The organism is Nonlabens dokdonensis DSW-6 (genome assembly GCF_000332115.1).
In the GTDB taxonomy this organism is placed as follows: domain Bacteria; phylum Bacteroidota; class Bacteroidia; order Flavobacteriales; family Flavobacteriaceae; genus Nonlabens; species Nonlabens dokdonensis.
On sequence record NC_020156.1, the window covers coordinates 2753236 to 2765220 of the forward strand.

The window sequence follows — 11985 nt, forward strand, 5'->3', positions numbered from 1 at the left end:
GTCTCAATTAGTACATGAATTCGCAATTAAATTTTCAGTTTAAATTGCGCCTCATTTCCTATCTTCACCATTCCCCAAATCACTATCTTTTTCCTACAAGGAAGGTGAGGTGTGTTTTGGGATGATTTTTAATTCAGAATCTTACTATTTTCATGTCCATATTCCAGCCATCGGTTCTTAAGAGCCATATTGCCTTATTAGATCATAAAGCTGTCGATAAAGCCTATAAACAGTTTGCTAACTATTTTCTGGATCTTAAGATTCAGGAAAATATTAAAGTGGCAAAAGAGGAGCAATATCAAGCGACTTTTCTTAACGAGTTGTTTGTGAAAACCTTTGGTTACACACTGTTTCCTGATAAGAATCACAATCTGGTGACTGAGCAAAAGAATGAAGGCAACTCGCGCAAGGCAGACGGCGCTATTCTTAAAGGCGATGCTGTTACTGCCGTGATAGAATTAAAAGGGACGAAGACTAAAGATCTGGAGAGTATTAGAAAACAGGCTTTTGACTATAAAAATTTCAATACAGGCTGTAATTATGTGATCACCTCAAATTTTGAAAAGCTGCGTTTTTATATAGACGATGCTAGTAATTTTGAAGAGTTTGATTTGTTCTCGCTTTCGCGAAAGCGGTTTGAACTTCTATACCTGTGCATCAATAAAGAGCAGTTATTGCAGCATACACCCAAATCTATAAAAGAGGAATCTCTGGTAGAAGAGGAGAAAATCACCAAATCATTTTATAAGGATTACTCGCTTTTTAAACGAGAGTTGTGGAAAGATCTAGCAAAGAATAATGTAAAATCACTCAAGCAACTGGCGGCACAGCATAGAAGTGTAGAAAAGGAGCTGGCCGATGGTCCTGCTACCGAAGCAGATGATGAGCTGAACAGACTAGAGAAAAATGTAAAACGCACACTTTTTAAAAAATCGCAAAAACTCATAGATCGTTTTCTATTTATTTTTTTTGCTGAAGATCGTGGTTTGCTGCAACCCAATTATACGCTTAAAAGTATAGAAGAATGGGAAACCGTGCGCAAACTAGGTGTGGAAGAATCGCTCTATGATCGTTTTAAAAAGCACTTTACTTATCTAGATCAAGGACGCAAGAAAGGCGATGGCGTTAGTGAAATATTTGCTTATAATGGTGGTCTTTTTAAACCAGATACCATTCTCGATCATATCGTGATAAGTGATGAGTTGCTCTTAAAACACACTAAGAAAATAGCCGCTTATGATTTTGAATCGCAAGTAGATGTCAATATTCTAGGACATATTTTTGAAAATTCCTTAAATGAGATCGAGAGCGTTAATGCAGAGATCGATGGTGCCGACTTTGATAAACAAACCAGCAAACGTAAAAAAGATGGTGTTTTCTACACGCCTAAATACATTACCAAATACATCGTTGACAATACGGTAGGGAAACTGTGTGAGGAAAAGAAAGCCGAGTTAGGTTTTGCCGAATCTGAATATTACCGTGGTCGTAAAAACCGTAATAAATCTACTCTAGAGAATCTAGTTAAAATTTTAGACGATTACCGCGAGTGGTTATTGCAACTCACTATTTGCGATCCAGCATGTGGTAGTGGTGCATTTCTCAACCAAGCACTGGATTTTCTGATTACTGAGCACAATTATATAGACGAGTTAAAATCAAAATTGTTGGGTGGTTCTATTGCGCTGTCAGATATTGAGAATACCATTCTAGAGAATAATATCTATGGAGTAGATCTTAATGAAGAAAGTGTCGAGATTGCAAAATTATCGCTTTGGCTACGTACCGCACAACCACGTAGGAAGTTAAACGATTTAAGCAGCAATATAAAATGTGGTAACAGCCTTATCGATGTAAAAGCCGTCGCTGGTGACAAGGCTTTTAAATGGGAAGAAGAATTCCCACAGGTTTTCGCTAAAGGTGGTTTTGATGTGGTGATTGGGAATCCGCCTTATGTACCTGCTGAATATATCGCAGTTGAAGAAAAATCATTTTTAGAAAAAAAATACCAATCAGCATATGGCAGATTAAATCTTTATCCAATTTTCTATGAAAAAGCAATTAATTTGATGCGAACGAATGGATTATTAGGTTATATAACTCCTTATACTATACTGAAAAACAGATATTACAAAGAGGCTAGAAAATTTATTTTAAACGAAACTCAAATACATACATTAATAGACTTCAAAGGAATTTTAGTTTTTAAAGATGCAGCTGTTGATTCTATAGTTTTTATTCTTGAAAAATCAAAAAATGATTATAATGCCTTTGAACAAATTAGTGATGTTGTCGATTTCGAATTAGATCTTTTTACTAAAATGACTGTTCCAATTAAGGAAATTATTAATTCACCTGACTTATCACTAATTATTTCGCCTTTTGAAAAAATAATCAAAAGGATTTCTAAGGACACGATTCCTATGAAAGACGTTATAAACTTTAATCAAGGAATTATAACTGGTGGAAATAAAAAGTATCTCACTTACGAAAAGTCAGAATTAACTATGCCAGTTATAACTGGAAGTGACTTTAATAGATATTCTTTAAATTATAATGGGTTGAAAATAATTTATGACGTTAAACTACTACATAGACCTAGAAAAAAAGAAATATTTGAAGTTCCAGAGAGAATAATTTTAAGACAAACTAGTGCATATCCGATATGTACCATAGAAACCAATAAATATTACACTTTGGATACCGTTCATAACGGTTTGTTAATTGACAAGAATTTTGATTTGAAGTATATTTTGAGTCTATTGAACAGCAGTCTTATTAGGTTTTTATATGAGAAATCAATTAATGAAGATGGTAAAGTATTTGCACAAGTAAAAATTATGTATATCGACCCTTTACCTGTTAAAAGAATAGATATTAATGATCAGTTGATGTATGTTAAACTTGTTGATTCAGTTTTAGCGACAACTCCTATACTTAATATTAAATCACAATCTTTTCTCTCATTTATCATGAATCAATTCCAACTAAAAAAACTCTCCAAAAAACTCCAAAACTGGCACGAGTTGGATTTTGGAGATTTTATCAAAGAATTAAATAAGGCGATCAAAGCAGAGAATAGAAGGCGTAAAAAAGAAGCAAGTGTCAGTTCGAGCGCAGTCGAGAACGAGTCAGCATCGAGAACTAAAAACAGTCTCGACTGCGCTCGACTTGACAAGGAGAACGATTTCCAAGAGATCCCAACACTCACTAAAAAAGATGAGTTTGAATGGATGGAGCTTTTTGAAGAAAAGAAAAAAGAAGTACAAGAACTACAATCACAAATTAATCAAACCGAGAAAGAAATAGATCAAATGGTTTATGAATTGTATGGATTAAGTGATGAGGAGATTGCTATTGTTGAAGGTTCTTAAAAATAAATGATGCTGTCAGTTCCACTCGTGATGTCAGTTCGAGCGCAGTCGAGAACGTTTTGACATCGAGATCAAATAACCTGTCTCGACTGCGCTCGACATGACATCGAGAAGCGCTCGACATGACAACGAGAGCAATGTCAGTTCGAGCGCAGTCGAGAACGAGTTAGTATCGAGAATGAGTTGATCAAGTAATCAAAAAAAGGGATGTAAAATAAAGTAGTAAAATGAAAGAAATGGATTTTAATGAAATGATCATCAAACGGTTTTTCACAAAACCAGATCTATCGCCATTGCAAGATGACGAAGGCAAGGACTTTCATTATGCCTTGGTAGGAAACATAATTGGTAAACATTTTTTAGGAGTCGAAAAAAAAATCGTTTACGGCACCAAACACTTTTCTACAAATACCAAAGTAATCTTACTACCAGAATATGGCGGTATGGGACATGAAAGTATACCTGTTTATGGTAAATTAAGAAATTCTAGTAGAAAGATAAAAATAGTACTGGATTCTAGTTATCTTAAAAACGTACGTGTAAAAGCTATTTACAACTCCAAAGTTATGAAAATGATTTCAATAAGTCATTTCTACAAACATTTTGAAAATTCTAAACCTAGATTGCAAGGATTTGCACAAAGTGGCTTTGATGGAGAACGAGAAATAGAATAAAATCAGGAATGCCAGTTCTATCGGAAAGTCAGTTCGGGCCGCGGTGTCAGTTCGAGCGCAGTCGAGAACGAGTAGGTATCGAGAACTGGTAACCTGTCTCGACTGCGCTCGACATGACATCGAGAATTGCGCTTAACATGACATCGTATCGTAAAGTCAGTTCGAGCGCAGTCGAGAACGAGAACAAAGCTATTTAGGATTTAAAAAAAACTAACAATCGTGAAATACTACCATTTATATATCTTAGAATGTGCTGATGGCAAGTTGTATACAGGTATGACCAATAATTTAAAACGACGCTTGCAGGAACACGATTCTGGTTACAATCCCAGATCATTTACTTTTAAAAGAAGACCTTTGAAATTAATTTACAGTGAAAGATTTGAGGATGTACGACAATGTATTTATTTTGAGAAAAAGATCAAAAAATGGAGTGCTGCTAAGAAAAAATCTCTGGCAAATAATGATTTTGATATGTTGCAAATTCTCTCAGAATGCAGAAATATGACCCATCATAAATTCCAACCTACAGAAGAAGAAATAAGGATTGCACTGGATAAAATGGATGCTTAATTAAAAAAAAAATATCAGTTCGAGCGCAGTCGAGAACGTTTTGACATCGAGAACTGGTAATCTGTCTCGGCTGCGCTCGACATGACAACGAGAGCAATGTCAGTTCGAGCGCAGTCGAGAGCAATGTCAGTTCGAGCGCAGTCGAGAACGAGTTAGTATCGGGAACTGCGCTCGACATGACATCGAGAAGAGCTCAACATGACAATGAGGTCGATAAGACGATTAAAATAACACCACAATGAACATAAACAAAGACCGATTACAAAAAGCCCGTGATGGCTGGAGCAATAGAGGCAATAAACGTCCACCGTTTGCTATTGAGCCGGAGGAAGGTCAGCGATCTGTTTGGGATTTTCCTCGTCCACCAGTGATTGAAAAGGTGACTCAACCTGTACTGGTGCAATATCAAGGTGATACCATTGTAGATACTCAGAATGCGTTGGCAGTTTTGGAGACAGCAAGTCCACCTACGTATTACATCCCACGTGAAGATGTGAATTTAGAAATACTGGTAGAATTACAGGGAAAAAGTTCGTTTTGCGAGTGGAAAGGAAAAGCCGATTATTTCGCAATCAAGGAAAACCAGAATCGACCTGTCGCTTGGTCCTATGCAAATCCGTTACAAGAATTTGCTGATCTTAAAGATTACTTGGCTTTCTATCCACAGCACTTGGAGTGCTTTGTAGATGGAAATCGAGTAAAACCGCAACCAGGAGAATTTTATGCTGGCTGGATCACACCTGATTTGACTGGACCTTTTAAAGGAGAAAGCGGTACAGGACACTGGTAATTAAAGTAGTTAATAGATGTCCTCGTTTTCGCAAGAAGTCATTAGGAAGTATGTTATTTTTATAAAATGAAAAACTGCCCTTGCAACCCAAAAAAAGAATACAAAGACTGTTGTGCTATTATACATAAAGATATTTCTCAAGCAACCACTGCAGAGCAAATGATGCGATCGCGTTATAGTGCTTTTGTGTTAAGTGATGTGGCCTATTTACAGCGCAGTCACCTCAGTTCTTTACGACCAAATAAGCAGCAAGCTAAAGATTTAGAGAAGTGGACAAAATCTGTGAACTGGATTAAGCTTAATGTGATAAATACTACCGACGGTTTAGAAAATGATACAACCGGCACCGTTGAGTTTAAAGCTTTTTATTTACAGAAAGGAAAAGTTCAAGTCTTGCACGAAGTATCTCGATTCTGCAAAGAAAACGATCATTGGGTTTATCAAGATCAAATAGGCTAGGAGTTGTTCTCCTTTGCGGCTTGAACGATGGCTTTTAATCGCTGGGCGCGCAGTTCTTTTTCGGCACGTTTTTTATTCTTGACACGATCCATAAGTTTGGAGTGCTTGCCTTTGTTTTTGGTGTTTTTTTCACTGCCTTTTTTTGCCATGAACTCTATATATTATGCAAAGGTAAATTTAATTTGTTGATAATTGAATCTGATCAATAATCCCAAATATTTCTTGTGGGTTTATTATTGATACAAGATTTTTTTGAATTAAAACATAACAATAGATTTGCTAGCGATCAGCGATAGAATTCTAATGATTCAATAAAATTTGGTATTATTGTTTACACATTAATTACATTAAACACATTAAACATGAAGTATTTACAACGATTAGGTTTTGTAATGGTCTCATTACTTTTATTAAGTTCTTTCACGACAGCTCAAGAGAAGTTAGTCGGTAAATGGAAAGGTCAAGACAAAGGAGACATAGGTTATTTAATATTGACTGAAGATGGCTATGCGACCTTTCAATTAGAAGATCAAGTATTTGGTGGTAAGTCATTTGAAATGAGAGGTGTGACATCTAAAATGACTTATGAAATCGATAGAAGTCAGTACCCAAACGCCATAGATTTTATTATTACAAATACTGATAACAATAAAGAATTGGGACGAATGTATGGAATTATTCAAATGCTGTCAGAAGATGAATTGCAAATGGCCATGAACTTTGAAACTAAAGAACGACCAGCAGACTTCAGTAAGGATCAGATTGTTTTTGAACGAATGAAGTAAATACAAATGAAATATTTGCTATTATTTACGACTTCAAACAGAAATTATTTTAAATGACTGTACAAGATTTAGTCGGTGAATTTGCAATTAACGGTCAAAATCAGGATGCAACGCAACAGCCTTATCAAGGCAAGCTTAAGTTGCAGCTAGATCAATATCAGCGTATCATAGCACATTGGCAAATAGGCGACGACCAAATACAACACGGTACCGGATTCTATAAGGATCAAATTTTAGTGATCAACTTCAATTATTCAAATGAACGCCATCAGGTTTTCAAAGGAGTCGTGGTTTATAAGTGTATTACTAAGGATGTGCTTGACGGTTTTTGGTCAGAAAAACATGGCGATCCTCGATTTTTAGGCACCGAGCAAGCTTTTAGAATCTCGAGTAAAGAATTATTGCATTGATGAGGTTGTAATTCCGCTTTCGCGAAAGCGAGAAAAACAACTAACTTCTTCAATGAAAAAGTAATTTTACCTGTAACTATTGTAAATTGTAGCTGTCTATTAACCGGATCACTAAAACCAACTTATGAAATTATTTTATACATGGGCGCTGCTTCTCACGGCAATAAGCCTACACGCACAACAAGACGCTGGATGGCTGCGTCACAATACCATCTCGCCAGATGGTTCACAGATTGTTTTTACTTACAAAGGAGATTTATACAAAGTAGCGGCCAGCGGCGGTAATGCGCAACAGCTCACGTTTCATGAAGCGCATGATTATCAAGCGGTATGGAGCAAAGATGGTAAACAACTGGCTTTTGCGTCTAACCGATATGGAAATTTTGATGTGTATGTGATGAATGCAAACGGAGGACCAGCAACTCGATTAACATACCATTCTGCAAATGAGCAGCCCTTTTCTTTTTCCCATGATAACGAGTCAGTATTATTTGGCGCTGCTCGTATGGATGATGTGAAGCATAGGCAATTTCCTACAGGCTCACAACCAGAAGTATATCAAGTTCCTGTTACTGGTGGACGTGTGGACCAACTATTTACTATTCCAGCAGAATATTTGAATGTAAGTAAGGATGGAAAAACAATTCTATACCACGATAAAAAAGGTGGTGAGAATATATGGCGCAAGCATCATGAGTCTAGCATCACGAGAGATATATGGAGCTATGACGTAGTAAATAACACTCATAAAATGATCACCACTTATGCAGGTGAAGATAGAATGCCAGTAATGAGCGGTGATGAGCAGTCTTTTTACTTCTTAAGCGAGCGCAGCGGAACTTTTAATATTCACAAGTCCGGCTTAAATGGTACAAACGTATCTCAGCTTACTTCTTTTGACTTACATCCAGTTCGATTCTTATCTGCTGGAAATGGTACGCTGTGTTTTAGTTATGACGGTAAATTGTACACTATGAAAGAAGGACAAGAACCGGTAAAATTGCAAGTGAATATCACGACACAACCTATAAGTAACAGCGATAAATTCATTTCTATAAATGGTGGTGTAAGTGAGATGGAAGTTTCGCCTAATGGTAAAGAAATCGCATTTATAGCTCGTGGAGAAGTGTTTGTGACTTCTATTGAAGAATCATTTACCAAAAGAATTACCAATACTCCAGAGGCAGAGCGATTTGTAACTTGGGGACCAGAAGGTAAATCTGTAGTCTATAGTAGTGAGCGCGACGGGAAATGGAGTGTATATAAAACCGAAAAAGTACGAGAAGAAGAACCTTTCTTTTTTGCGTCTACTCTTATAAAGGAAACAGCAGTTCTAGAAAACGGTAAAGATAATTACCTCGCTACATATTCTCCAGATGGTAAAAAACTGGCTTTCATAGAAGACCGTCGTACATTGAAAATTAAAGATGTAAAAAGCGGAGATGAAATTACTTTAATGACTCCTAAGGAACTTTTTCATATGAGAGATGGTGATAAAGATTTTACCTGGAGTCCAGATAGTAAATGGTTATTGATGGGTTGGGATTTATCATTGAGCAATACAGAAGTACTCCTTCTTGCAGCAGATGGCTCTAAAAAAATGAATCTAAATGAAAGCGGTTACTATGATTACAGCCCACAATGGGTAAACGGCGGGAAACAGATGATCTGGTTTTCTAATCGTGACGGTTTAAAATCTTATGCAACTAGTGGTTCTTCACAAAGTGATGTGTACTCCATGTTCTTTACGCAAGATGCTTGGGATGAATTTAATTTGAGTAAAGAAGAATTTGCACTTCAAAAAGAAATCAAAAAACTAGCTGACGAAGCAAAAAAGAAAGCCGCCGAAAAAGACGACAAGAAAAAGAAGAAAAAGAAAAAAGATGATGAGGACAAAAAGAAGGACAGTCTAGAAGTGAAATTTGACTGGGACGAGATGAAGGACCGGACTAAACGTTTTACTATTCATTCTTCTAGTTTAAGCGATGCAGTTCTTAATAAGGATGGTAGTAAGCTATATTACCTAACAAGATTTGAAGACAAATTAAATCTTTGGGAAACCGATTTGAGAACTAAAGAAACCAAAATGGCCATTAAACTCAATGCCTCTTCTGGAAGCTTGCAATGGGATAAAGAAATGAAGAATTTATTTCTTTTGAGTAATGGTAGTATTTCTAAGATTGACACCGATAAAAACAAAAAGGAAGGTATAAAAATAGCAGGAGAGATGGAATACGACGCAGTAGCAGAGCGTCAGGCTATGTTTAATCATGTATGGATACGTACTAATGCTATCTTTTATCATCCAGATTTTCATGGAATAGACTGGAATATGATGAAGAAGGAATATGAAAAACACCTTCCTTATATAGGAAACAGCAACGAGTTTACAGAGATGTTATCTGAAATGCTAGGAGAGTTAAATGTATCCCATGCCGGAGCTGGAGGCGCAAGAATGAAAATGAGCAATCCAGATGCTACTGCTTCTCTAGGAATATTCATGGACTATAACCACATAGATGACGGTATTAAAATTACCGAAGTTATAAAAGGTGGACCGCTGGATAAAGCAGATTTTGACGTGAAAGCAGGAATGACTATTCTTAAAATAGATGGAGAAACAATCAGCTCAAACAGAGATATTGCATCCTATCTCAACCGCAAGAATGATAAATTTACATTGCTAGAAATCAATGATCCAGAAACTAAAAAAAGCATGACTATTACCGTAAAGCCTATTAGTCTAGGAGAAGAACGTGGTTTGTTATACAAAAGATGGGTAAAGAAAAACGAAGAAGAAGTTACAGAGAAAAGTAACGGTCAGCTAGGTTATGTCCATATTCCAGGAATGGGCGATGGTCCTTACCGAGATATTTATGAAAAAATGATGGGTAAATTTTACGATCGTAAAGGGATGATTGTTGATACTCGTTTTAACGGTGGTGGCGATCTAGTGGCAGATCTTGCCATGTTTTTCACCGGAACGCCTTTTATTACTTATGCAACTGAAGATAAAGTAGTAGGTGGAGAGCCTACTTCTAGATGGGTGAAGCCTACACTTGCCATGATTAACGAGGCGCAATATAGCGACGGTCACTGTTTTGCATGTGGTTACACCGATCTTAAAATAGGAAAAACTGTAGGAATGCCTACTCCAGGTACTTGTAGTTTTGCAGGTTGGGAAGGACTACCAGATGGCTCATATTGGGGAGTTGTACCGGTAAGTGCTAAAGATATTAATGGCAAATGGATGGAAAACAGCCAGACAGAGCCATTAATCAAGGTTAAAAATATGCCCGGTAAAATTGATCAAGGCATAGATCAACAGTTAGAGCGTTCTATTATAGAATTACTTAAAGATGTAGAGTGATTTGGTTTTAGTTCCGCTTTCGCGAAAGCGGGATTACAATAAGTTTTATCTACTTAATTCACTAAAAGAGGTGATCTCAAAGTCTGAGATCACCTCTTTTATTTATCCTCAAGACAAAAAGGAATTTAGGAATAGCTGTGTTATCATTAAAAGCAGTTGCCTGAGTAATGAATTAATTGTTGACTTTTTCTACTGTCAAAGAAGTACCATTTAGAATGCTCACGTTAGTATTAGTATCTAAAGAAACAATTTCTAAAGTTGCATTTGCAGTCGTAACTTCATAGAAAATAGTATTGCTATTGCTCATTTGATCTGTATATTGATCTGTATCTGTATAAATACGAGAGCCAGGAATCTCAACGCCATTGTATCTCAAATAGAAATCTACTTCTTGAGTACCGCCACCATCTCTTTGAATGCTAACGCTATAATTGATTTTATAAGTTCCTGTGGTATCTATTTCTAGACCATTAGTAGTTTTGGTCATATTGGAAATGGGACCACTAACGGTTAGCTCAAGAGCACTGCCGTTAGTAACGTTTCCGTAGGTGGTACTGACATAAGCCATTCCATAAACTCTATCAATAGGTGGTGTCCATGTTGCTATTCCATTTGCATCACTTGTTAAAATAGCTCCGTTGGTCTGATTTGTATCTGTAAATTTAAAACTGCCATTAACATCTAAGGTTGCTTCTGGATCAGGTTGATTAATCCCTACGTTTCCATCTTCTCTTATCACCATACGATCCACTGTACCTGTGGTTCCAGTAGGTGTAGTTGCAAGAACAATTTTACCTGCACTTGAAGTACTGCCTGAATCTCCATCGCTCTGGAAATATATTTCGGCAGCAGGTCTAAAAGTATAAGCGGCAGGAACAGTAATTGATTGCGCTCTCAGTCCACCTAATCTAGTTCCATCAGTATTAATAGCTGGAGTTGCCAGCGTTCCTCTAGTTCTAAATAAATCGATGTCTAAATCGTCAGTAGCACTGTCAATAAATCTAAAGAAAAGGACATCTCTCGAGTTTTCTGTGGTAATATGCAATGCTCCTAAAGGGTCATCAGTACCTATCCCTACTAGACCAGAAGTGTAAATGTTTTGAGAATTAGAAGTAGCCGGATCTGTGGTGTTTGCTTCATTCCATGGCTCTACAGTTGTATCAATAGGTAACCAGTCACTTGCTGCTGTACTCCAGTAGTGAAAACCAATAGAATCACCACCGCTCGCTGTATTTAGAAAAACTAGCTGACCATTTTCAGTTCCTGCTACTGCGAGTGAATTGACTCTCGGTACTAAAATGCCATCTGTAGCTGCAACAGCTCCAAGATCGTTAGTTCCTCTCACATCCAAAGTTGTTAAAGGATTATCTGTGTTTACTCCTATCTGTGAATAGCCTTTATCACATATTAAAATCAAGAAGGATAAGATTATAAGACTTGTTTTCATAAATGCAATATACATATTTTAATAAAAAAACGCAAAGTTAACTTGTTTTATAACAAACGGTTACAAGGTAAATAATTCAAATGTTAATAGAAGATACATTAAT

At 36.6% G+C, this 11985-nt stretch carries 10 protein-coding genes; 8 read left to right on the top strand and 2 right to left on the bottom strand.

Annotation, left to right across the window (positions count from 1 at the left end):
- Positions 1-152 precede the first annotated feature (152 nt).
- The 5 genes from DDD_RS12045 to DDD_RS12065 all read left to right on the top strand — a co-directional run bounded on the left by DDD_RS12045 (position 153) and on the right by DDD_RS12065 (position 5870).
- A complete protein-coding gene (locus tag DDD_RS12045) occupies positions 153-3374 on the top strand; it encodes an Eco57I restriction-modification methylase domain-containing protein (protein ID WP_015363163.1) in 3222 nt (1073 codons plus the stop codon).
- Positions 3375-3610: 236 nt separating this feature from the next.
- A complete protein-coding gene (locus DDD_RS12050; RefSeq protein WP_146250792.1) occupies positions 3611-4048 on the top strand; it encodes a hypothetical protein in 438 nt (145 codons plus the stop codon).
- Positions 4049-4267: 219 nt separating this feature from the next.
- Entirely contained in the window at positions 4268-4621 is a 354-nt protein-coding gene (locus DDD_RS12055) for a GIY-YIG nuclease family protein (protein ID WP_015363165.1), read from the top strand.
- 238 nt (positions 4622-4859) lie between these two features.
- Positions 4860-5411 carry a DUF427 domain-containing protein gene (locus tag DDD_RS12060; protein ID WP_015363166.1) on the top strand — a complete coding sequence of 184 codons (552 nt, stop codon included), beginning with the start codon at positions 4860-4862 and terminating at the stop codon, positions 5409-5411.
- Positions 5412-5477: 66 nt separating this feature from the next.
- Positions 5478-5870 carry a YchJ family protein gene (locus DDD_RS12065; RefSeq protein ID WP_015363167.1) on the top strand — a complete coding sequence of 131 codons (393 nt, stop codon included), beginning with the start codon at positions 5478-5480 and terminating at the stop codon, positions 5868-5870.
- On the opposite strand, the gene DDD_RS18115 is transcribed toward DDD_RS12065, so the two are convergent.
- Positions 5867-6019 carry a hypothetical protein gene (locus DDD_RS18115; RefSeq protein WP_015363168.1) on the bottom strand — a complete coding sequence of 51 codons (153 nt, stop codon included), beginning with the start codon at positions 6017-6019 and terminating at the stop codon, positions 5867-5869. The genes DDD_RS12065 and DDD_RS18115 overlap by 4 nt on opposite strands.
- Before the next feature lie 213 nt (positions 6020-6232).
- Here DDD_RS18115 and DDD_RS12070 point away from each other — a divergent pair, with 213 nt between their 5' ends.
- From DDD_RS12070 to DDD_RS12080, 3 genes are all read left to right on the top strand, one after another.
- Complete coding sequence (locus DDD_RS12070; protein ID WP_015363169.1) at positions 6233-6655, top strand: hypothetical protein; 423 nt, start codon at positions 6233-6235, stop codon at positions 6653-6655.
- A 53-nt stretch (positions 6656-6708) separates the two neighbouring features.
- Positions 6709-7065: a hypothetical protein gene (locus DDD_RS12075; protein ID WP_015363170.1), complete on the top strand. Its 357-nt coding sequence runs from the start codon at positions 6709-6711 to the stop codon at positions 7063-7065.
- Positions 7066-7189: 124 nt separating this feature from the next.
- Positions 7190-10435, top strand: a complete 3246-nt coding sequence (locus DDD_RS12080; RefSeq protein WP_015363171.1) for a S41 family peptidase — start codon at positions 7190-7192, stop codon at positions 10433-10435.
- Positions 10436-10607: 172 nt separating this feature from the next.
- Here DDD_RS12080 and DDD_RS12085 read toward each other — a convergent pair whose 3' ends face one another.
- Positions 10608-11882: a hypothetical protein gene (locus DDD_RS12085; RefSeq protein WP_146250791.1), complete on the bottom strand. Its 1275-nt coding sequence runs from the start codon at positions 11880-11882 to the stop codon at positions 10608-10610.
- Positions 11883-11985: the final 103 nt, after the last annotated feature.

Coding starts and splice junctions, on each gene's coding strand:
- DDD_RS12045 (WP_015363163.1), top strand. CDS start 153: ATGTCCATATTCCAGCCATCGGTTCTTAAGAGCCATATTGCCTTATTA.
- DDD_RS12050 (WP_146250792.1), top strand. CDS start 3,611: ATGGATTTTAATGAAATGATCATCAAACGGTTTTTCACAAAACCAGAT.
- DDD_RS12060 (WP_015363166.1), top strand. CDS start 4,860: ATGAACATAAACAAAGACCGATTACAAAAAGCCCGTGATGGCTGGAGC.
- DDD_RS12065 (WP_015363167.1), top strand. CDS start 5,478: ATGAAAAACTGCCCTTGCAACCCAAAAAAAGAATACAAAGACTGTTGT.
- DDD_RS18115 (WP_015363168.1), bottom strand. CDS start 6,019: ATGGCAAAAAAAGGCAGTGAAAAAAACACCAAAAACAAAGGCAAGCAC.
- DDD_RS12070 (WP_015363169.1), top strand. CDS start 6,233: ATGAAGTATTTACAACGATTAGGTTTTGTAATGGTCTCATTACTTTTA.
- DDD_RS12075 (WP_015363170.1), top strand. CDS start 6,709: ATGACTGTACAAGATTTAGTCGGTGAATTTGCAATTAACGGTCAAAAT.
- DDD_RS12080 (WP_015363171.1), top strand. CDS start 7,190: ATGAAATTATTTTATACATGGGCGCTGCTTCTCACGGCAATAAGCCTA.
- DDD_RS12085 (WP_146250791.1), bottom strand. CDS start 11,882: ATGAAAACAAGTCTTATAATCTTATCCTTCTTGATTTTAATATGTGAT.